20 protein-coding genes are annotated in these 23,696 nt (G+C 42.8%); 17 read left to right on the forward strand and 3 right to left on the reverse strand.

Annotated elements, in window-relative coordinates; all coding sequences use genetic code 11:
• Positions 1-16 precede the first annotated feature (16 nt).
• The 8 genes from BT127_RS11840 to BT127_RS11875 all read left to right on the forward strand — a co-directional run bounded on the left by BT127_RS11840 (position 17) and on the right by BT127_RS11875 (position 13,900).
• On the forward strand, positions 17-835 hold the full coding sequence (locus tag BT127_RS11840; RefSeq protein WP_075425205.1) for a class B sortase: 819 nt from the start codon (positions 17-19) through the stop codon (positions 833-835).
• Between the two features lie 473 nt (positions 836-1,308).
• Positions 1,309-2,679, forward strand: coding sequence for a sensor histidine kinase (locus tag BT127_RS11845; RefSeq protein ID WP_075425206.1), 1,371 nt, complete (start codon positions 1,309-1,311; stop codon positions 2,677-2,679).
• Positions 2,657-3,454: a LytR/AlgR family response regulator transcription factor gene (locus BT127_RS11850; RefSeq protein ID WP_075425207.1), complete on the forward strand. Its 798-nt coding sequence runs from the start codon at positions 2,657-2,659 to the stop codon at positions 3,452-3,454. The genes BT127_RS11845 and BT127_RS11850 overlap by 23 nt, the downstream gene beginning before the upstream one ends.
• Before the next feature lie 488 nt (positions 3,455-3,942).
• Positions 3,943-4,539, forward strand: a complete 597-nt coding sequence (lepB, locus tag BT127_RS11855; RefSeq protein WP_175541962.1) for a signal peptidase I — start codon at positions 3,943-3,945, stop codon at positions 4,537-4,539.
• A 20-nt stretch (positions 4,540-4,559) separates the two neighbouring features.
• Entirely contained in the window at positions 4,560-5,846 is a 1,287-nt protein-coding gene (gene srtB / locus BT127_RS11860; protein ID WP_075425208.1) for a class B sortase, read from the forward strand.
• Positions 5,847-5,864: 18 nt separating this feature from the next.
• Positions 5,865-12,206 (forward strand): InlB B-repeat-containing protein, encoded by a 6,342-nt coding sequence (locus BT127_RS11865; RefSeq protein ID WP_075425209.1) that lies wholly within the window; start codon positions 5,865-5,867, stop codon positions 12,204-12,206.
• Between the two features lie 135 nt (positions 12,207-12,341).
• Positions 12,342-13,628, forward strand: a complete 1,287-nt coding sequence (locus BT127_RS11870; RefSeq protein WP_075425210.1) for a DUF7601 domain-containing protein — start codon at positions 12,342-12,344, stop codon at positions 13,626-13,628.
• Between the two features lie 47 nt (positions 13,629-13,675).
• Positions 13,676-13,900, forward strand: a complete 225-nt coding sequence (locus tag BT127_RS11875; protein ID WP_075425211.1) for a hypothetical protein — start codon at positions 13,676-13,678, stop codon at positions 13,898-13,900.
• 123 nt (positions 13,901-14,023) lie between these two features.
• Here the strand turns inward: BT127_RS11875 and BT127_RS11880 are convergent, their stop codons facing one another.
• Positions 14,024-14,662 carry a class I SAM-dependent methyltransferase gene (locus tag BT127_RS11880; RefSeq protein WP_075425212.1) on the reverse strand — a complete coding sequence of 213 codons (639 nt, stop codon included), beginning with the start codon at positions 14,660-14,662 and terminating at the stop codon, positions 14,024-14,026.
• A 137-nt stretch (positions 14,663-14,799) separates the two neighbouring features.
• Between BT127_RS11880 and BT127_RS16865 the strand changes: the two genes are divergently transcribed.
• Entirely contained in the window at positions 14,800-14,958 is a 159-nt protein-coding gene (locus BT127_RS16865) for a hypothetical protein (protein ID WP_175541963.1), read from the forward strand.
• A gap of 52 nt (positions 14,959-15,010) precedes the next feature.
• On the opposite strand, the gene BT127_RS11885 is transcribed toward BT127_RS16865, so the two are convergent.
• Together BT127_RS11885 and BT127_RS11890 are read right to left on the reverse strand one after the other, a co-directional pair.
• Positions 15,011-15,514, reverse strand: a complete 504-nt coding sequence (locus BT127_RS11885; protein WP_075425213.1) for a hypothetical protein — start codon at positions 15,512-15,514, stop codon at positions 15,011-15,013.
• 165 nt (positions 15,515-15,679) lie between these two features.
• A complete protein-coding gene (locus tag BT127_RS11890; protein WP_075425214.1) occupies positions 15,680-16,192 on the reverse strand; it encodes a nitroreductase family protein in 513 nt (170 codons plus the stop codon).
• 257 nt (positions 16,193-16,449) lie between these two features.
• Between BT127_RS11890 and BT127_RS16870 the strand changes: the two genes are divergently transcribed.
• The 8 genes from BT127_RS16870 to BT127_RS16875 form a co-directional block, all read left to right on the forward strand.
• On the forward strand, positions 16,450-16,620 hold the full coding sequence (locus BT127_RS16870; protein WP_175541964.1) for a hypothetical protein: 171 nt from the start codon (positions 16,450-16,452) through the stop codon (positions 16,618-16,620).
• Positions 16,617-18,596, forward strand: a complete 1,980-nt coding sequence (locus tag BT127_RS11895; RefSeq protein ID WP_075425215.1) for a right-handed parallel beta-helix repeat-containing protein — start codon at positions 16,617-16,619, stop codon at positions 18,594-18,596. The genes BT127_RS16870 and BT127_RS11895 overlap by 4 nt, the downstream gene beginning before the upstream one ends.
• A gap of 246 nt (positions 18,597-18,842) precedes the next feature.
• Positions 18,843-19,316 carry an RNA polymerase sigma factor gene (locus BT127_RS11900; protein ID WP_075425216.1) on the forward strand — a complete coding sequence of 158 codons (474 nt, stop codon included), beginning with the start codon at positions 18,843-18,845 and terminating at the stop codon, positions 19,314-19,316.
• A complete protein-coding gene (locus tag BT127_RS11905) occupies positions 19,313-20,404 on the forward strand; it encodes a DUF4179 domain-containing protein (protein ID WP_075425217.1) in 1,092 nt (363 codons plus the stop codon). The genes BT127_RS11900 and BT127_RS11905 overlap by 4 nt, the downstream gene beginning before the upstream one ends.
• A 55-nt stretch (positions 20,405-20,459) precedes the next feature.
• Complete coding sequence (locus BT127_RS11910) at positions 20,460-21,356, forward strand: hypothetical protein (RefSeq protein ID WP_075425218.1); 897 nt, start codon at positions 20,460-20,462, stop codon at positions 21,354-21,356.
• 32 nt (positions 21,357-21,388) lie between these two features.
• Positions 21,389-22,279 (forward strand): hypothetical protein, encoded by an 891-nt coding sequence (locus BT127_RS11915; RefSeq protein WP_139275520.1) that lies wholly within the window; start codon positions 21,389-21,391, stop codon positions 22,277-22,279.
• 198 nt (positions 22,280-22,477) lie between these two features.
• Positions 22,478-22,975, forward strand: coding sequence for a leucine-rich repeat domain-containing protein (locus BT127_RS11920; RefSeq protein WP_075425220.1), 498 nt, complete (start codon positions 22,478-22,480; stop codon positions 22,973-22,975).
• 279 nt (positions 22,976-23,254) lie between these two features.
• Positions 23,255-23,696 (forward strand): hypothetical protein (locus BT127_RS16875; RefSeq protein WP_207647505.1); only part of this gene is annotated, 442 nt, incomplete at its 3' end.

Genomic DNA, 23,696 nt, shown 5'->3' on the forward strand with positions numbered 1-23,696 from the left:
GAAAGGGGAGAGACCTATGTTCCGCACAAAACGCTTTATGCTGCTGATAATACTGTTCATGGCGATCATAGTATGTGCGGTACTGAAAAGAACGTATCGCAGTGATACATCGTCGATAACGGCGAGTGAAAGCGTGGTGACTGCGGTTCCTGTTGTGACTTCTTCCGTTACCGCAGCTGAAATTGCAGTTCCCACATCGGTCCGGACCACCGAACCTGATGCGGAAGTACCATATGTTTCGCCCTCGCGCTATGAGGAGATACAGGAACGTATGCAGCTTTTGCAGGATAGCTGTGAAGATTTTGTCGGATGGCTGTATGTTGCCGATTCGGAAATGGACCTTCCTGTTGTTCAGGGTGAAGATAACGAATACTACCTTTCTCATGCTCCCGACGGCACTTACATCAATGAGGGTACGATATTTCTCGACTGCATGAACAGCCGTGACCTGTCCGATATGCACAATGTACTTTTCGGTCACAATATGACCTCGGGAATGTTTGGTGATATCCGTTCGTATAAGGAACGTGAGGAGTTTGACAGGCATCGTTACGGCTGGTTCTTCACTCCCGATACGACTTATCGGATAGATTTTTTTGCACTGTCTGTTGTCAGCACATATGATATTGTATATGATATCGGTTCGGGACAAAGTGAATGGCTTGATTGCATTTACTCTAAAGCGGTGTATACTTCCGATATAGTTCCTGATGAGAGTGACAGATTGATCGCACTTTCTACCTGTGCTTCAGATTTTGCAAATGCCCGTGTAGTGTTCACAGGAGTACTTGTACCGATAGAGAACGAAGAAGAGATAGTGGAACAAATACAATAAAAGTACAGATAAGGGAAGGCCTGCGGATAATGGTTCTTCCCTTATTTATGTTTTGAATGTCAAAATATATACTAATAGTATATTCAAAGTGATTGTATACATATATCAATTGAATATATATGCCTGCGGTGTGATTTGCTGATTTTTATCACAGGTGTTCCGGAGATTTTGTCAAAAGCGGTGAAAAAACGGTCGGATCAAATAAGAATCAGCAGTGAAATATTTATTTCAATTATAGAATACATCAATATCAATTTCCTCTTGACAAGAAATGAATTACGTAGTATAATACTTATTGTAGTATTGTATAAATATATATGGCAATATTATGAATATATACATTTTATCTGAAAAAACAGAGTAATATATAAACAAAGCGCTTGAGTATTATTCACTTCCTGACTTCATGGACGTCAGACCTCAGAGTACCCTGAAACAGCGCTTAGAATAATTGACCGTTAAGGGGATTATGTATGAATGAATTAGTAAACAGGATCGGAGGTCCCCGACTCATTCAGGCAAGTATTGATCTCTGGAACAGCCTTTTTCTGCTGATCATAGCTTTTCTCGTGCTTAACAGCTACAGAAAGGAAAGAAAACAGCGGTCAATATGTAAACCTGTACCGCTTACTATGGAACTTCTTGTTCTGTGTATAACCGTATTTATTTATAATCTTTTCGATTCGATCTCGCTGTTATTCAACGGTTACACAGGTACGGGCGGAATGTTCTTGAAATCTCTCGGAGAATACGGCTACTTCTTTACGGGTATCATATTGCTTCTCTTCCTTTTGGACATTATAAAGAAATGCATTAATTCGATCGATAGTAACAGGAAGATATGCAATGTGATAAAAGCAGTCCAGTCATTACAGGCATTGAACCTTATAATGCTGGCAACAAATCCATTTACAGACAGATTGTTCCTTATCGACAGCAGCAATTGTTATGCAAGAGGAATGCCGTTTTATTATGTCTGGAGCGGTATAAATATCTTCTCGCTTGCGGTAAGCATCGTCATATGTGCGATTTATTTCCGAAGGATGAGCTTTTTCCAGAAACGCATAGTATGCGTGACGGTAGGTATTACCTTTGTGACCTGTATATGCAATCTTTTCTTCTATACCTTAAGTCTGCACTGCATATGCGTGTCGCTGATAACATTTTATCTCTTCGTTATTTATTCCAAAAACAGGACCGATATCATCATCAAAGATACCGTTAAAATAGAAAAACTGAAAACGGATCTGGTCCTCTCACAGATAAGTCCGCATTTTATCCAGAATTCCATTACAGCTATCATTTATTACGCTGATAAGGATACTGCCAAAACACGTTCGGCACTTATCAATTTTTCAAAGTATCTCCGCAAGAATATCGATTACACAAACCTGAATGAACTTGTTACCATTGAAGAAGAGATCGAACATGTAAAGATCTATCTCTCGCTTGAAGAACTTCGCTTCGGCGATGATCTCAGTGTTGGATTTGACCTTAAAGCAGGCTCTTTCAGACTGCCTGCGCTGACTGTTCAGCCTATGGTCGAGAACGCTGTCAAGCACGGCATAAAGAATTCAGAAAGCGGATGCGGAACAGTTACTGTATGTACAGATGAAACGGAAGACAACTACATTATTAAAATAAAGGATGACGGTGCAGGCTTCGACACAGATATACTGGAGTCTATTGACACCACTCATACAGGCATACGCAGTGTGAAAAGCCGCCTTATGCTTTTCTGCGGCGGAAGTCTGGTCCTTGAAAGCAAAATTGGAGAAGGTACGGTTTGTACTATAACTATACCTAAATCGGAGGACAGAAATGAGAATACTGATAATGGATGATGAGCTTCCCGCTCTGAACCTTCTGACAGATACGGTCAGGGGCATTGTTCCGCAGGCAGAGATAGTTTCACTGAGAAAATATAATCAGTTCAATGAACTTGAAGAAAAAAAGGATATAGATATTGCATTTTTCGATATCGAGCTCGGTAGAAATTCGGGTATCAAGCTTGCACTTGAACTGAAGTCTATCGCTCCGAACTGCAATATCATTTTCGTTACTGCATACTCACAATATGCAGTGGAGTCGTTCGCAACAAGGCCAAGCGGCTATGTAATGAAGCCCTTTACAGAGGATGAGATACGCAGGGAACTTGAAGATCTGCGTTATCCTGTCATGACTCTGAACGGTGTGGCTGAAAAGCTTAAGCTTGTAACATTCGGCGTTTTCAAAGTATTTGATAAAAACGGTGAGATTTTCAACTTCACAAGAACTCTCTCAAAGGAAGTTCTTGCCTATCTCGTCGATCAGGCAGGTTTTCCTGTTACCAGCAAGGATATTGCAAAGGATGTGCTCGAAGAGCCTGTATTCGACGACCGTGTATCAAAACGTGTCTCAAAGATCGTAAATCTGCTTATCGATGATCTCAATAATGCTGGATTCCACGACGTTATAATCAAACAGAACCGTCATTTACAGATAAACAAGGATGCTGTGGACTGCGATCTCTACAGGACTCTTGACGGCGATGTTGAAGCACTCAATTCCTTCCACGGCGAATATATGCTGGAGTATTCGTGGGCGGAATTCAGTGATCTTATTGAAGAAATAGCGTAAATACGTATTTATATGCACCTGTACTGCGGTACAGGTGTCAATTTGTCAAAAAAATATGGATTAATCAGGGAACGCCCTCTCTTGCAGGGCGTTCCCTCTTTCAAAACAGTCCACCGGACTGTTTTGAAATTCACCCTTTGCTGAGCGCTTTGTGGAGTGAGGGGCGTTGCCCCTCTAACCCCACCAAAGGCTCTGCCTTTGGAATCCGCTAAAGGGATAGCATCCCTTTAGAATCCCCAAATTAATGATTTCAGGCTTTTTTTGACACCTCGCACCTGTACTGCGGTACAGGTGTATTTTTTATGCCCGAAAATCTTATCAGGGCGAATTAGGGCGAAGTTGGTGTGTTATTATATATGTATATAAAAAATTGTTATCCCGAGCTTTATTCGGGAGACACAGATCCATTAAAAATCAGAGAATAATACAGCAGGTACTGTATGTTGGTGATACAGAAAAAGTTCCCTGCAGCACGGAGGTGGAAGCTCTTGAGCGATACAGAAAAAATAACCGGGAATACTCCCGAAAAGGAGAGTTCCTCCGCTGAGACAAGCGATAAGAAGGAAAAGTCCAAAAAAGAAAAGAAAAAGCGTTCCCCTATGGGACCGATACAGACTTTCTTCCTCAATGCACTGCTGATCGTTACGGCTATATGGCTTCTGTGCGGATTCGTTTTTGGTTTCACTACCGTTCCGAACGGTGATATGTCGCCAAACCTTAAAGCAGGTGATCTGCTCATGTATTATCAGCTGAACAAGGATTACGTCGCCCAGGACGTTGTCGTATTGAAAAAGAATGATACGGTCTACGTCGGAAGAATAGTCGCAAAGGGCGGAGATACCATAAACATTCCCGATGAGGGCGGACTTGTCATAAACGGCAACACCATGATCGAGAGCAATATCTACGATACTACCGTAAGATACGAGGGATTTGTTTCCTATCCGCTGACTCTGAATGACGGCGAATTCTTCGTACTTGCTGATATACGCAGCAGCGGTGAGGACAGCCGTTATTACGGTCCTGTCTCTGAAGACGAGATACTCGGTAAGGTCATCACCGCCGTCCGCAGAAATCATATTTGACGAAACGGAGGTGACTGCTTGTGAAGATCCTCGAATTTGCGGCAAAGATCGCAAATAAGATACTCATGATATTCGTTATTGTCGTTTCTCTTGTTCTGTTCATGTTCAGCGTATATGTCCTGTACGATGTGTTCTACACAGGCAGGAATGCCTTTGTATCATACGATCTTCTTCAGTATCGTCCCGATATCAACAGCACCGATAAGGACGGAAAACCTGATTTCGAGGAGCTGAAAAAGCTCAACCCCGATACTGTCGGATGGCTTGAGATCTACGATACGAACATCTGCTACCCTATAGTTCAGGGAAGCGATGATCTGGAGTATGCAGGAAAAGATATCTACGGCTATAACTCGCTGACAGGATCGATATATCTTGCAAGTGAGAATCAGAGCGCTTTCAATGACTGGTATAACCTCATATACGGTCATCATATGGATAACGGCGCAATGTTCGGCGATATCGAAAAATACAGGGATAAGAACTATTTCTATTCCCACCAGAAGGGCATCCTTCAGACAATCAACGGAAATTACGAACTTACGATAACAGCTTGTGTCCTTACAAATTCCTACGAGGATGTTATCTATACCGTAGGCTCGAAACAGGAATCCCAGTACGGTGAACTCCACGATTACATCAAAGAGAACTCAGTGCTCCTGGACGAGAAAACGGATATCCAACAGCTGGCAGATGATACAAAGATACTTGCGTTCTCAACATGTGAGGGAGCAAGTACAAACGGCAGAATGGTTCTGTTTGCTGATGCAAAGAAGGTCGAAGGTCCGATCGACAGACCGGATTCCGAACCTGAAGCTTCAAAGCCTTATCTTCAGGCTGTGGGACATCTCTCCAATGAAAGCCACTGGGCTTTTCTGAACCTTATCTGTGTTCTGCTGACATTTCTTATCTGGCTTCCGTTTTTCTTCCTGAGAAGGAAGTACAGACAGCTCGGATATACCAGAAGAACTTATTCGGACATAGATGATATACTCGAAAAACACAAGGAAAAACTCACTGATGAGGAAAATGACCGATTCGGTAAATACAGTAAAATGCTTAAAAGATTCCGTTCAAAGATGAGCGTTGGCATCGCAGCAGAGTTTATCTTTACTGCTGCTGCTGTCATAGTTTTTCTTATTACGGAAAACATCACTAAACCTATGGTGATAAGGGATAAGTGGACATGGCTGATGCTGCTTATCGCTTATATATCCCTTCTGATCGATTTCATCTGCTTCAGATACAGAGGCAGGAGAGTTACTCAGAACGATCAGGAAATGATAGATCAGCTTAAAGAAAACTAACGAAAGGAGATGGCGGGAATGCGTGCTCTTAAAAGAACTGCTTCAATGGTAAATGCACTTATGATAATGGCTAACGTATTATTCAGCGTTATGCCTGTAGCTGCACCTGTAACGGTGACTGCCCGTGCTGCTGAGGATATGATGCAGACTGTAACAGCTGAGCTTTATACTGATGAGACGTATTCCGAGCCTCTCGTTTCCGATACAGAGATAACTCTTACAGGCGTTATGCCTGAGGAAGTATCCGTTAAAGGATATCCCGTTTCATGCGAGATAGAAGATATGGAAACTATCGCCGCTTATGATATAACTGTATTTGACGGCGAAACTGTTTTCCAGCCTTCCGAAAAGGCTATAAATGTGACTTTTTCACTGCCTGAGCTTGTCGAGACCGATTCAGGGGATATTTCTGTTTTCCATATCGACGATGAAGGAAATCAGACCGAGATAACAGATGTGATCGCTGACAGCGAAAAAGTTTCATTTGATGCAGAGAGCTTCTCTGTGTACACAATTGCCAAACACGAAGGCGAAGAGATCGAAGTACCGAGAGTAGAGTTCCACTTCCTGAGCGATCAGTGTACTGAACCCGACAGTGCGGACGGTTACTACACAGCGCCCGACTACGGCTATCCGAATAAGGCTATGCAGCAGTTACAGTCCTCACAGATACTTCTCGACGGCGAATCACTTCAGCTTATCAACGATCCGCCGAACCATGAGGACGGCATTAAGAAATCTTATTTCTACGGCTGGTACGTTGTTGATGAAAACAGTGGACTTTCGGACGATGATACTGTTTATTACAAATGGACGGATGATCCTGTAAGAATGGTTTTTGAAGAGCCTGCATCTATCAGCTTCAATGCTGAAAAGAATCAGATATCATGCGTTCTCGGCGATTACGAGGAAGTACTTGATGTTGATGAGGACGGATGCGCACATGTTTACCTTGCACCTATCTACGCTGACTATTACTTCATCAATTTCCTGAATAATGAAGAAGCTAATATCTACAGCAACTCTTTATCTTTAATGAACAGCAAGCTTATCGCTTTTGGTGCGGACGGCAAGGCTGAGTCACGTATCGGCAATATAACTGCGCCTTCTCCCGATCCGAGACACAAGGTGTTTGTAGGCTGGAAGAGACATCTTGACAGCCCTGATGCTGACGAGGACGGCTTTGTATCGTATATTACTATCGATGCAAACGGCGAAGAAGTATGTTCTCCCGAAGGCAGAGACGGTTATTATATCGACTGCTATCTTAATGAAGTTGACGAGAACAATCAGATAAACCTCTATCCTGTCTTTGCAGAAGCAAGATGGATAAACTTCCACCATGATACAGGTTCGACCTATGTCGGATCAAAGTATATCCTTACAAGCGATGATTCACTCGGTACATCGTTTACCTCATTGCCTGTTACAAATATGGTCGGTTACGAGTTCCAGGGCTGGTTTACAGAACCCGAAGGCGGCGATCAGATAACTGACGGCGAAGGTAATTTTATAGACAGCTATAACAATGCAGCCGAGAAATACGAGATAACAAACGGCGAATTCAAGGCTTACAAACTGCCCGAAGGAACCGAAGATACTGATATTACCCTTTATCCGCACTGGCGTGTGAAGGATGATACTGAGGTAACAGTAAATATCTGGAAGCAGAAGTCAACAGATGACGTTGATCTTCCTGACGCTGAAAAGGATTATGATTTTGACAGTTTCAGAAGCATTACTACTCAGACAGGAAATGATCTTGACACAGTTATCGCTTCACTGACCGACTTATTTAACGAGCTGGATGGCAACGAAAAGTTTAAAGGCTTTCACTATAACAGCTACAAAAATGAAATGGTCAAGGTAGTTAAAAACGAAAACGCTACCACAAAAGAAGATGAATATATAATTGAAGCGATCCCTTCAGTTACCAGTGACGGCAAGACTATTGTAAATATCTATTATGACAGAGATGTTCATGAGCTGAAATTTACAGACACAAATTACACTAACTATCAAGAAACTACTGATGATTATAATACTACTAATACACAGTATGGATTTTGGAACAATAGCTATCAAAGAATTTATTATAGAAACGGAGCCTGGAGACAAAGCGATCGAAATAATGGAGCAATTTATAATGGAACTCGTTATATACAAGATAACGTAGTTAAGACTATACGAGCTCTTTACGGGCATAATATATCAGATAATTTTCCGATAGTCGGAGATAATGGCGTAACTTATGAAAATGGCGAACGTTGGAATCCCACTAATTCATCATATTTTTCTCAAGTTCTTGTCAGATTGGAAAAAATGCCTGGTGAAGATATAGTATTCCAAATGGATTCTGGCGGTAGTCGTCCGGAAAAAACAATGAATTACTATGTTGAAGCTCTTCCCGATGATCCTGACGGTGAGGAACATAACGGAGTAAAATATAAGTTATACTCTACAGTTGTTGCAAAGTATAACTTTGTTACTGAGAGCGAAGATTTCAGTGATCTCGAAGGCTATACACAGGATTATTCAGATCCTGCTTTTGTAAGCGGCAAAGCGCTTAATACAAAAAATCCTGAAACTATCAACATGTACTATACAAGAAATAAATGTGAGTTCACATACAATGTAAACTATCCCACAACAGATCCTGATCTCAGCTTCAACGGAGTGCTTTATATTAATGATCCGTCAGGCGAAGGCACCAATATGGCTCATAACACAACCGAAGAAGTTTTATTTGAAAGTAATCTTTCTGGAATGGATGTGGATTATTCACCGCATAACCCTGATAATTACGAGTTTGCAGGCTGGTACGAGGATGAGGCTTGTTCAAAGAGATTCAATTTTGATTCTGCTATGCCTGCCGGAAATATTGTCGTCTTCGCAAAATGGGAACCTATCAAATTTCACGTAGATATCGATCCTAACGGCGGTATCATAGACCATATCGATCATTCTGTCGATGACTACCGCACTAAAATATTCGGCGATAATATCCCCGAGGATTTCCCCGAGCCGATATTTCCTTTCGGCGGCCCCGGCGGTTATGATACAAGTCATTCTACATACTTCAGTAATACATATAATCAGGCTATAGAGCCGTACGATAAAATAGATCCTCCGCAGTATATCCCTGTAAGTGACGAATATGCTGCTGATCTTGATGAGAATGACGTATTCTACTATATGAATATGCAGTATGTTCCGTCTATCGATAAAGGCGGTATACCTGCTGATCTTAGAAACGCTCTTTACCTCACCGAGTCTGAACTCGATGCTTATTACAATAATTTCTACAGGCCTGTTCTTGAAGCTTATCAGCAGGCAGATCGCGCAAAATACGGTGATATCCCGATAGTTTCCTTCAACGTCTGGAAGGAGAACTACGTTTCACACGAAAAGTATACTCGTATCACCGATGTAACAAGCAACAACTATGTACTCGAAGGCTGGTATGAGGTATTCGAGGACGGTTCACTTGCTGAAATGCCTTTTGATTTCAACACACTTGTTGAAAGAGAATACAAACTGAAAGCTGTATGGAAGCTTGAGGGCGGTTATACTGTCATCTACACACCTATGTATGTAGATAGCGATGATCAGCTCCTCAACGGCGATATCCCTGTATGGCAAGATCCTTACCTTCTCCCCGGACGTAAGGACAGAAATTACGCTGACGGAGCAGATACAACTATCCTCAGACAGCCCGATAACATAACAGTTAACGGCGCTCCTACAAACGGCTATATATTCCGCGGCTGGCGTATTGTCGGCAACAGAGGTACATATGATGACCCCGACTATTATCCTCTGGAACCGGGAGTATACTATCAGCCCGGTGAAAAATTCATTATACGTTCAAAATATGCTGACAGCTATGATCAGATACACATGCAGGCTGTATACGAAAAGGTGGGAGAGTCTTACAGACGTCCCGATGCAGCCAAGCTCACTCTTGATTCAAACGGCGGACATCTTACCGAACTGAATCAGGATAATACACAGCTGTCAGGTGATATAAGCATCGACTGGACTTCATGGTACGATTCTGATTCTATCGGAACCATTAATACTAAGCTTAAGGACTCTGATCCCGTTACAGAGTTCGACCAGCTGCTTTTCCATTCTTTCCAGTCCAATGCAGCAGTTCATCTTTACGAGTATGCTACAGGTCCCGAATACTATACAGGCGATGATAAGAATAAAAGCGGAAGCTACTTCGCACACGATGACGGCTATATGCTCATCGGTTTTGACGAAGCTAAGAATGAAGGCGATTATATCGCTACATATCCCGCTGACGGCATAATCTCGCTTCAGCGCAACGACGATATGACGCTTTATGCTGTATGGGAACCTACAGTATATCTCAACTTTGAAAATAATACGGATAAAGAGATCACTTTTGCGCTTACTGCAAGCGAGACTCAGACTCTTTATATCGTAAATCAGGCTACGAGTCTTTACGACAGAGTAAAGGTCGATGACCTGAGCCGCATAACTATACCTGCAAACGAGACACTGCGTCTTGCTATCCCTTACGGTGCTGATAATGATATAACTATAAACGGTGTAAATCAGCTCGGAACAGGTAATAAACTCAAGATCGACAGTTATTTGCCTCCTGAGGATAATGAAGGTGAATACACTCATCATCTGGGACCTGATTATACAGACAACGGTCAGCCCTTCAGCTTCGGTGAAAAGCTGGTAGAGGATCCTGCGGGCGTAAAGATCGTGTTTGAGTCGGTACCAAGTGAATACGTGCTCATACTCGATGATCCCGAAGATACGGGTAGAAATACAGGTACGCACGAGTTCGATTTTACCGAAGACGATCTCAGTAAATCTTTTGATCTCAGTGAAACAAGATCAAGTACAGGCTATATCTTCAAAGGCTGGTCGGAGACCGAGGGTTCTTCAACAGCTGAATATCCTGTTACTGATTCGGGACAGACTATATATCTGAATGAGCTCTTCAGATATGCAGAGACTGATCCCGAAACATCTGCAAAGATAAAAACTCTCTATGCTGTGTGGGAGATATATAAGGAATCCAGAATTTTCCACGTTTACAAGGAAGCTCTGCTTCCGTGTGATCCCGATAAGGATTTTGAATTTACAGTGGCTCTTTATGCTCCATATACGTATAAATACGGCAATTTCAACAGAACCGGAAACGGTACAGTACAGGCATCGGAAACATTCAGACTGAAAAACGGTGAATATCTCGAAATTGAGAATGATATCGAATATAATAACAATCCGCATATACAGCTGAATGTGCAGAGATATGATGCAAACGGTGAACCTGTGGGCGAGCCTGTGATAATCACAGGGCAGCTCAGTACAACAAATCAGATCACTCTTTCAAATGATTACAGAGTAACTGTAACAGAAACAGAATACGGAAACTTCGATACAGAAACCAGGATCCTCGCAGACACCCGGGATGAAGGATATTCGGCAGCTGTAAACGGTGACCGTGTGCTTTACTGGAGCAATCCTAATACGGGAGGAACTGCTCTTTATACAAACACAAGAAAAACTGCTGATGTCGATGTGGTAAAGGAGCTTATCGATCCCGAAAGCACAGAGGCAGGCAGAGAGTTCCGATTCAGGGCAGAGCTTGTTGATACAGGTTCAGATAAGGATTATAAGATGGACTTATCTGAAAATGACCGCGAGTTCGTTCTGCAAAACGGGGATACACATACATTGAAAGATCTTCCTGTCAACGCACGGCTCAGGATAACCGAGATCGATTCATACGATCACGATGTTTATACCGTTTCATCAAAGGGATCGGCGGATCTCAGCAGCGAAGCGCGTGTATTTGAGTTCGTGATACCCGAAGACGGAGACACTGTTACTTATACGAATGAACTGAGAAAGACGAAAATAGCTGTTTACAGCTATGACGAATATAATCAGCCTTTTATGGATGCATCATATCTGGTATCAGGAAATAACGGGGAATTTTATCCTGATCTGGAGACAGGTGAGTTCTATAGCAAGGATCCGATGTATCTTGGTTCATTTACAGTAACACAGAAGTGGTGTGCAGATGATTATGAGCATATCACAGAGCCTATGAATATTTCGATCGTAGGTACAGACAGTTCCGAAAACAACGGAATGGCAGTCGAAACTGATGCTTCAAACATCAGAGCAGTTTATGACAGCAGCACCGATACATGGAATATCTATATCATCAATCATGAGAAGCAGATAGCTCCTACAGGTGTTGGAAATACTCCTACAGCAGCATTAGCGCTTACTGCTGTACTCTCACTTATGTTCTGTTCGGCTTTTGTATATATCAACAGCCGCAGAAAGGAGGTGGATTGATATGACGCAGCGTATATCCACCTTCTGCAAATATAAGAATCAAAAGCGTAAAAGGAGACGTGATAGATCTCCATGAACGCTGAATACCTTATCCGAAAACCAAAAAAATGTATTTAATCGAAAGGAATGAATTTTATGAAAAAAACCAGATTATTCTCAATGTTATCAGTGCTTGCAGTTTCTGCAACAATGCTGACCGCAAACTTAACTGCAAATGCAGCTAATATGTCCAGTGCCGAGAACGGCGTACTTGTTACAAGCGATACATCCCTTACATTCACAAAGGATATTGTCGTTCACAATGAAGAAAATGTTGCTTCCATATATGGTCCTACGATAACTTACAATTATTCGATAGCTCCCTACGAAGTAACAAATGCTGATACGATAACAGATTCTGAGGGAAAGACCGTTAAGGCTAAGACAGGCATTACAGGCGGTGTTTCACTTACAGACAGCACAGCTGTATTTACTTCAACTGAGCCGATCAACCTTGAAAACGGCAAGAAAGTTATCAGCGATAATCTTGTAGTAGCTGTTGATCTTACCAAATTCGAGGCAGCCGGTGTTTATCGTTACAAGATAACAGAAACTCCCGAAGCAGGAGGACTTGCAGCAGCAGATATTATAAGAGATACAGATAACTACTCTGCTGACAGATACCTTGATGTTTATATCAAGAACGGTGACAGCGGACTTGAAGTTTCAGCTTTCGTCATGTTCCATAAGGGCGAGTCTGAAACAATGACAATAGACGGACAGGATAATAATACAACACTTAAGAAAACAACAGGTTATGACAGCGGTGATAATAACGGATCAGGATCTTCAGATTCAGATGACGGAAATATGGCTGATAAGTACTACACTTACAACTATACAGTAAAGAAGAATATCACAGGTACTCTTGCTGATAAGAAGCATGAATTCCCATTCACTGTAAAGACAACAGCTTCCGGTAAAGCAGGTCAGAAATTCTTTGTTAAGAAGAATGATGCAGATGTACCACTCGGAACCATAGGAATTGACGTTAAGCCCGGTCTTGCAGACGGTGATACACTTAAGCTCATAGGACTTCCTGCAAGTGCAACTGTAGCTGTAAGCGAAACAAACGATACTATCGATTCGTATAAGGGTAGTGCTGTAAAGCCTGCTATCACTGCTACATTACTTGACGGAGACAACAAGACGATCGGATTTGATGCTACAGCACTTACAAACTACACATCATCTTTAAAGACTGAGCCTACAAAGAATGCAGACATAACAGGAACAGAATTCACTAACGCACTTGAAGAAATGTCACCTACAGGCGTTATCCTTACTTATATCCCTTATGCTATCATGCTCGGCGCTGCACTCCTCTTCATTGCTATGTTCATAAGAAACAAGAAGAAGGACGAGTATGAGAATACTATCTGATGATGTAATATGCTGATTATTGATCTATTGAAAGGACGGTGTGAGGTGTGTCACGTTTTGATCCGAGAAAACTCTATATAGTACAGATGCTGTATACCTCATCGAGCCCCGAAGCACCTGTATCTGCTCAGAAGATCGCAGATTATCTGGTAGAAAAGAATATCCGCTGCGACGAAGAAACTGTTCTTTACGAAACCGAGCTTCTTCAGTCTTCGGGTGTTCCGATACTGTGTGCGGAAAATAACAGTAAAAGCTTTTATATCAAGAAATAATGTCCATATGTATAAATGCGGACTGAATGATAAAAACCACCTGTAAAAAGGTGGTTTTTGTCGTTATATCACTCTGCTCTTGCAAAGGATGCAGAAAAAATCCTTTACCAACTGTTCAATTGTTCATTTTCTTACAACGCAGTGCAGACGGCAGAAGCCGCGCTTTTCAAATATTTCCATGTGAAGCCCTGCATTGCGGCACAGTTTTTTAATGTCCTCTCTGCCGTATATCCTTACGTCTCCTTTGCCGATAAGGTGAGCAAGAGGCATCTCGATAGTGTTGCAGAACCAGCGGACTGCTGCGGAATTCATGGTCATATCGCGAAGAACCAGTCTTCCGTTCGGGCGCAGTACACGGCTTACGCTGTTGAAGAAATCCTGCGGATTGGGATAGTGGTGGAAGCTCTCGCAGCAAATGACCACATCGAAGGAATTATCCTCAAAGGGAAGCTTTTCGCAGTCTCCCACAACAAGCTCAACATTTTTCATGTTCTTCCTTTTGGCTACCTCAATCATTTTCGGGGTAAGGTCGATACCTGTGTAATGCTTTTCGGGGTATTTTTTATGCAGAAGCGTCAGCATGGGACCTGTACCGCAGCCGCAGTCCAGAAGGTCGGTAAAGGGTTCTTTTTCGAGTTCTGCAAGAACATCGGGATAGTCCTTTTTGCACATGTTGTAAACGCCTGCATTGTCCGATTCGTATATTTCGGCAGCCTTTGTGAACTCCTTTACGGACAGTTCTTTGTATTCTTTTGGTGTCATAATATCATCTCCATTAAAATCTTATCAAAGCAAGAAACCGCAGATAGCTATTCATCGTTAGTTCTTACTAACGATATTATACCACATATCTTTCGTTTTTGCAATATGTTTTGTGTGTATTTTCTACGGTAAGGATATTGATTAAGTTTGACACTTTTGACCTTCTACTCCTGCAAAAATGGCTTCTCAACGAGTCCGATGCGGAGCTGACGAATCTGAAGTCCGCAGATATCTGCGAGGACGGCAGACTTGATGTATTTGATATGTGTGCAATGAGGAAAATGCTTCCGTATTGAGACTCTCAGCCTGCGGAATTCTCCAAAGGCTTTTAATTATGTATCTGAGCCGTTACCATATCAAAAAACGCAGTATAAGATAATCGATGACTGAAAACAGAACAGCAATTATAGTTGTGTACACGCAGCCGATGAGAAAGCCTTTGAAATGAAAGAACCAGTCCTTATACCCCCTGCATCCCTCTGTACCTTCTATCACTACCCATTTCGGTGTTATAAGACAGATTATCAGCCAGTCCATTACAAGCAGGTCTGCAACGTTCCATGTCATTGCCGCAATGAATATATAGAGCAGTACCGACAGAAAGGAAGCCGGCTCGCTGTGAAAATGCAGAAGTCCGAATACGATCAGTGCGCCGAATATGACAAGTCCGCCGACTGCACCGAAAAGCTTAGCATTTTTCTCCTGTTTTTCCGAAGGCTTTCCTATTGCCGAAGCATCCTGTATATCCTTCGGATAGTCGTGGAGCTTTGAATGCGGAAAAAATTTCAGTATCAGGAAAATATATATCATCCATAATACAGACCATAAAAGTCCTGCCGTCAATGAATTCATAGGAAATTACCTCTTTTCATTTGTTAGTTCATTCTAACTACATTATACCACTATCCCTCATGTTTTGCAAGCTATTTCAGCTATGCAACATTTGCATAAAAAAGGTGACGACCGATACGATCATCACCTCTCATATTTTTTCATTTCTAAGTCAGACTAAATGGTTCAAAGATATTTAACTGTCTCTGAAAGCGGCTTCCTGCTTTCGTGGTTAGGGAGCGGTCCTGCACCATCTGCGGCATAGCCGAGGTCAAGCACCATAAGTATCTCCTCGTTTTCGGGAAGTCCGAGTATTCCTGCAAGCTTGTCGGGATCGAAATAATTGATCCAGCAGCTGTCAACGCCTTCATCAGCGGCTGCAAGAATGAGATGTGTTGCAACTATCGTTGCATCCTCTGCACCCGAATCACGCTTTCCGCCGGGATAAGTGAACACTTCGTTCTTGTCAAATGCCACTACAAGAACTGTCGGCGCACCGTAACGGCAGGGCGTTGCCTGATCTATTTTTGCAAGTGCATCTGCCGACTGAAGCACATATATACGCTGCTCCTGTAAATTCTTGGCTGTGGGAGCAAGTCTGCCTGCTTCCAGTATCGCTGTGATCTTTTCTGCTTCGACCTGTTTTTCACTGTACTTCTTGCATGAATAACGGTTCTTTACTACTTCTTTGAATTCCATGATATACCTCCTGAGTTGATTTGATAGAAAAAACAATGTCTGCTCAGCCCTTTCGGGCATAATGAACTTGTCATAATGTGACGCACAATGATCACCTAACGGCGGTTATTGAACACACAATGTATTATAACATATTATGATCTATTTTTCAAGATATTTACCGCATGAAACTTCTATGCATACACGAACTGTCCGTAATGCTCAGACTTTCCTCGGGTACCTTATAATTCTTCAAGAGTTAACTGGCGGAGCAATAAATGGCAGAATGGCATTTTTTCCGCTTTATTGTACTTGAACTTACTATGCCGTTATGCTATAATCAGTATATGCAGCTCCGCACAGACAGCTGTATATGCATGAAAAACGCTATTGTTAAGTGCGGTGCAGACGGTATATTTTTTTATGATAACAAGGAGGTTCTGAAATGAAAATTTATGTAGACGCAAACGCAGGACGTGACGGCAACGGCTCTGAGGAAATGCCGTTCAAAAGAATAAATGACGCAGCAAGGATAGCTCAGGCAGGCGACGAGGTCATCGTTATGCCGGGTGTATACAGGGAGTATGTAGATCCTAAAAACGCGGGAACTTCCGACAAACGCATAGTTTACAGAAGTGCAGAACCTCTTGGTGCCGAGATAACAGGCGCAGAGCTTCTCACAGGCTGGACTAAGTACAATGACAAAGTCTGGACAGCAAGTGTCGACAGCAGCATTTTCGGCGCATACGATCCATACACGACCTTTGTTTACGGCGACTGGTATTTTGCAGGCAAGACCAAGCACACAGGTGCAGTTTACCTCAATGACAAGGCTCTTTACGAAGCTGACAGCATTGATGCCTGCACAGCAGGAGAAAAGTCCATATACTCATGGTGTCCCGAGGACTCGGTATACAAATGGTACGCTGAGGAAAAGGACGGCAGAACCATTTTCTACTGCAATTTTGGCGACAATGATCCCAATAATGAAAAAGTCGAGATAAACGTCAGAAGAAGATGCTTTATGCCTTCAAAAATGGGTGTAGGCTATATCACCGTAAGCGGCTTCAGAATAAGCAAGGCGGCAACTACATGGGCTCCTCCTGCCGCATTTCAGGACGGCATGATAGGTCCCCACTGGTCAAAGGGCTGGATAATCGAGGACTGCGACATAAGCAACAGCAAATGTGCAGGCATAAGCGTCGGAAAGTACTACGATCCCAAAAACGATCACTATTTCACCACCAAACACGTCAAAAGTCCCACACAGATGGAGCGTGACGCTGTTTGCAGGGGACAGTTCCACGGCTGGCTGAAAGAAAAAGTCGGAAGCCATATTATCAGGCGCAATAATATCCACCACTGCGAACAGGGTGGAATAATCGGGCGCATGGGCGGTGTCTTCTCAATTATCGAGGACAACCACATCCACCATATCAACAACATGATGGAGCTTGGCGGTGCAGAGATAGCTGGCATCAAAATGCATGCTGCAATCGACGTTACAATGCGCCGCAACCATATCCACCACTGCACTATGGGTATCTGGTGCGACTGGGAAGCGCAGGGAACACGTATCACACAGAACCTCCTCCACGATAATCAGAGTCCCGATTTTGCTCAGCATCTCCCGGGCGGTATGATGAGTCAGGATATTTTCGTTGAAGTCAGCCACGGTCCAACGATAATAGATAATAATATCCTGCTTTCCGATGTCTCTCTCCGTATGCCTTCTGAGGGACTTGCTGTTATCCATAACCTTATATGCGGTTCGTTCACATCGATAGACGATGGCTGTGACGGTCTGGTGGACGGCAAACTCCGTCAGCGCTTTACTCCCTATCACATCCCACACCGTACAGAGGTAATGGGATTTATGACTCTTCTTCACGGCGACGACCGCTTTTATAATAACATCTTCGTACAGAAATACGATACCGTTTCACATAAGGGCACTACGGACAACGCCGAAGTCGGTACTCACCTGTTTGATGACTTCCCCACCTATGACGAGTGGATCGCAAACTTTGACATGGATTCGGATACTCCCGATATGTCGGGACTCGAAAAATACCATTGGAGCTACCTGCCTGTATGGTGTGACGGAAACGTTTACCTGAGCGGTTCAAAGAGCTGGAAAAACGAGAAAAACAAGTTCATGAGCAGCGAAAGCGTTAATATTGAACTTGAAGAGAAGAACGGCAGGATATGTCTTAAAACCGATCTTTACAAGCTCATAGACAAATTCTCGGCAGGCATGATATCAACTGGAATGCTCGGTGAAGCATTCGAGCCCGAGCAGAGATTTGAAGCTCCCGACGGCAGAGACATCGTATTCGATTCCGACTATCTCGGAAATCACAGAGGTTCAGCGGTCATTCCAGGTCCCTTTGCGGAAGCCGCTGAAAACTACGAACTGTACTGATAACCTCTGCACGATTAAAAATACCGACCGATATCAATATATTTGTTGAGGGGAGCCTTCCGAAGAAGGTTCCCCTCTGTCTTACTGCAATGCAGTTTACTTGTATTTACCGTCGGAATATGGTACAATATCCGTAGCAGAAAAATTTTTTTGAAAAAAGTGAAACCTTTTCCGCTGCTGAAGTGTATTATGAGTGTAAAGGTCCTGACGAGATCTTATGAAACGTTTCAAAAAGGATGAAAAATTATGACAGATGATAAATTCATATGGGCATATGAAGAATACAGAAAAACGGTCTATTCCGTCATATACAGCTATGTTCGGAACGCCGATGACGCTTCCGAACTCTCACAGGATACCTTTATCAGGCTATACACATACGATGGCAGCTTTGATTCGGACGAGCATATGAAAGCATGGCTTATCAGAGTTGCTATAAACAGCTGTAACAATCATTTCCGAAGTAAAAAGCACATTTCCGCTTCTCCGATACCCGATGACCTTCCCGCAGATGAGGATCACGAGCTTGATGAGATCATAGGCGAAGTGATGAAGCTTCCCGAAAAGTACAGGATCCCTGTTCACTTATTCTACTATGAGGAGTACAGTATCAGCGAAATAGCAGATATACTTGAACTTCCCGAAGCTACCGTGAAAACAAGGCTCAGAAGAGGCAGGGACAAGCTGAAAAATACACTCAGAAAGGAAGATTGGCTGTGAACGAAAATCGCTACAAAAAAGCAATGGACGACGTATGTGATAAACATTTCAATTTGACCGCTGAAGAAATGCTCGCAAAAGCAAAAGCATCAGCAGGTACAGAAAGGGATATCACTATGAAAAAAACTACAAAAAGAAGAATAATAGGAAGAATAATAGGAACAGCTGCAGCTTGTCTCATAATTTCAGGTACAACTGCAACAGCACTGGGATACGGTCCCCTCAGCGAAACTTTCCGCAGCTTTTTCGGTAAGGACGAAACTACCGCAGAAATAATCGAACAGGGACATTACTGCAATGTGGGACAGGAGCAGTCCGACGGTATTTTCACCGTTATGCTCGATTCTGTAACAGGTGATAAGACTTCTCCGAAGCTTATTTTCAAGGTAACTGTCAACGACAAAGTCCTCGCTGAAAAGAATGACAGGTTAAAGCTCAGCGCTTACATCCTGAACGAGGATAAATACTATAACCATATCGATGAATATGGTACCTGGGATGCATACGGCGAAAAAGATCCGCAGGTAAACAATATGTACCACGTATGTATGGACGGTCCCGCCGCATTTATGATAAACGAGGAAGAAGTCATCGCCGCAGTAAAGCAGATAAGCTTTGAGAACGATCCCGAAAATCAGGTCTTTGATTACGATGTGGATATGGAATACAGATTTATAGTTCCCGATAAGGCGCTTAAGGATTCATTTATGGATTTCTCGAAAGATATTATTCTGAACAGCGGTAATGTGGAGTATAAACTGCACTATGCCGAGTATGGTTCATATGACTCTTCCTTTGGATTTACCTTTGATTTCCTCGGTAACGATCTTGCCGGAGACGAGACGGATTATACCGCAGTTTGCGGTAAATTCGACAATGACTGGCACGAGTTTGCCAAGAACTTCATACTCAATGTTGACGGTGTCGAGTATTCACCAAAGGAGATCGGCTACAGCTACTGCGACACGGAAGGTGAAGCCTTTGAAGCAGGAAAATGCAGCACATGGATGTCTTTCCCGTCAGTCGACTTTGAATCCGCTGAAAATGTAGAGCTCATTGCAGGCGGAGAGACTTACAGGCTGAAATAATAGCATACAGCAGTTCGGAATAACGGACTATCAAACACGAAAGGTAAAGAATAAAATGGCAAAAAATAACAGCGGAAAGAAAACTGCTTTTCAATTGCTGACAGCCGCAGTATTTATACTTGCAGGCATAGTTTACACATATGTGTCCGCTTCAGAGATCATGGACGAATATATGACCAAAGCACAGGTAAATGCAAGCTGGTCACTCCCCGAAAGCACTGATAAGCTTACCTCAGATAACATTATCAGAACAGTATATCGTGGATGGCAGGATGAATACTGGCATCCGGATGATGACATGGGATTTTACGGTGAACTTGATCTCAGCAGCGGTCAGAAAATATGTTCAGGCAATTTCCTTTCGGTCAATTACGCGGCTGCTAACTGGGATGAAAACAGGATAATCCCCGTAAGCGATGATTTCAAGGCAGATCAGACGATGGGTACGCCGTTTATCTTCATAAACAGCGATGCCCTCAACGCAAAATGTGATGATAACTTTATCTTTGACGGTACATTGAAGTACAAGAATTACTCTACAGACGAAGAAATCGTTTATAACATCGGAAGCAATCCGTATGCTTCTGCTTCCGATGCAGTTCCTGTATCGGAATGGTGCGGAGATACTGAACTTGAGATCCGTTATTTTAAGATGGCAGACACAGAAAACGAAGCAAAGCTGAACAAAATCGCTGAAGAACTGTTTACCGCCTCTCGTGAAAAGTGGAATGGCAGTGAAGATCAGAGCTTTTCTGATAAAAGAATAACTACTTCATACTATGCACAGTCAGAATACGTTGATAAGCTGAATGCCTCCATATATGCTGTGTACGTTTTCAAACCGCTGAATATCGCTGTCAGAAAGGATCTGCCGGTATACATCATCGGAGCGGCAGTACTTGTATTGCTGGAAGCAGTCTTAATCTTTATGAAAAAACACAAGGCTGAATGATGAACAGACAGTCAGCCGGAAAGAGGATGAAAATGAAAAAGATCATTATTGCAATAGGTGCTGCAGCACTGATAATAGCAGGTATATGCGGAACCGCTCTGTACAGATACGTGAGCAATGTGCCGAAGGTAACTCCTAAACAATCGGTATTCGATGTGGAGTCCGGACGTTCATATTCACTGGAGGAACTGGCTGATGTCAGATGCAAAGGCGGTTACAGCGGTGAAATGCGTATCCTTGACACGAATATCAGTGATGCAGAAATCAAAAAAGACAGCAAGGACACGCTTTATGCAGGCTCGGAGGCAGGATATATCCATTTAGCTGCATCGGGACGCGGCGATCATTCGGAATACGGTGAAGAGACTGAGTTTTACGTGTTTACCGCTCTCAGTGAGACACAGCAGGCGGATCTTGCAAAAAAGCTGTCTGCTCTGTTTGAACAAGTGGACGGCAATATCAGGAAGGAGCATTTAAAGGATGAGAATGCTGAGGTTCAGTACGCTGCTGTAACTGTCTGGTTATCTGATTACAATGCTGATGGTAAGAATATGTCTCCGACATTTTACTCGGAATACAAGCTGTCAGACGGCGGTACACAGAAACTGGTCACAGGTACATCGGCTGTAACGAACGGCGATAAGATCACGCTCGAAGGCTGTGAGTCTAAAACAGATACGCCGATGAGTGACGGATTGTGTACGGTTGATGTTATGCGAAATGTGTTTGATAACTGCGATAAACAGGCAGCCGATAATTCCATAGTTCAGGATTATACATGGAAGAAACTTGGGTATGGGTTATATGCGGTCTTCTCTCCCGAAAGCTATAGAGAGAATGGTCTGGCGGACATGGACTCCGCTTTATACCACAGTATCAGTTACGCCGCTGACGTTACAGGAGCGGTTTCTGATGATAAGTAAAATAATAAGGCTGCATAGGTTATATGCAGCCTTGAATGATGAGCCTTGCCTATCTTTTCGATACGTTCCTCCCCGGAGAGTTCTGCATTTCCGAGGGAATGTTCCGCGTCTGGACGATGTTTCAAAACAGTCTTGCCAAGCTGAGGACTTTGTGGTATGATTATATAAAGTATGAAATAAATAACGGAGGAAAAGAAAATGCAGAACATAATGTTTGCCCCTGTTGAGGACGGTACTTTCAGCGTTGTGGGTTATGAGGGAGATGAGGAGAAAGTTGTCATACCTCCCGAATACGGCGGCTCGAAGGTAACTGTTATCTGCGATAAGGTATTTGCGGGACACAGTGAGATAACGTCCGTAGAGATACCCGATTCCGTGACTGATATGGGCGAATTCGTATTTGACGGCTGCTGGTCCCTGAAAAGCATAAGGCTTCCTTCCGAACTCCGCTACCTTTGGGGATATACATTCTGCCGCTGTGGTATAGAGGAGATAACGATACCCGATAAGCTCGTATCGATACCGCCCTTCGCTTTCAAGGAGTGCAGGAATCTGAAGAAAATTGTTTGCGGTAAAGGACTGAAAAAGGTGTACTCATGGGCATTTGCAGGCTGTGATTCGCTTAAGGAAACGGTTTTCCCCGAGAATACGGATATAAGTCCCGATGCCTTCAAAAATAAGGAACTAAATACCTGAGCGGCAACGGCAAAATAGATGCAAGCGATGCAACACTTGTCCTTGTGAACTACTCGCTGGAATTATTAAATTAGAAAAATGAAATAAATATCAGCCGGCATTATGCCTAATATCATTAAGCTAATACCTTTTCCAAAATTTTATTAGAAAGATGTTATATTTTTATTAGTTGCTGCGAGTGTTATATATATATAAGGAATACTTAATCTGAGGTCAGCGGAAGAATATTACGGAAGAAATATGTACGACGCTGTACATAACATAAACGGAGGTTTGAAAATGAGAAAATATACAAAAGAAATAGCGACCATTTTGGCATCTATGGCTATAAGTACAGCTGTAACGTCCAATTCAGCATCATCGGAAGAACTAATTCATACAGAAAGTGCAGCAACTTTCTCTGAGAGCAAAACTGTCACATCATACACAAATGAAGTATGGGACCGACCTGAATATCCTGTAACAACTATTCCGCCTTTAGCAGGTACTATAGTTGCATCACCGCCAACTACGACATCTACAACAACGACCGAAGCTGTTCAGCCCTATGAAGATGAGGAATGGGAAACACCTGAATATCATGCATCAACTATTCCTCCTTTAGCAGGTACTATAGTTGCATCACTGCCAACTACGACATCTACAACAACGACTGAAGCTGTTCAGTCCTATGAAGAAGAGGAATGGGAAACACCTGAATATCCTGTAACAACTATCCCTC

It is taken from the genome of Ruminococcus sp. XPD3002 (assembly GCA_900119535.1).
Taxonomy (GTDB): Bacteria; Bacillota; Clostridia; order Oscillospirales; family Ruminococcaceae; genus Ruminococcus; species Ruminococcus flavefaciens_H.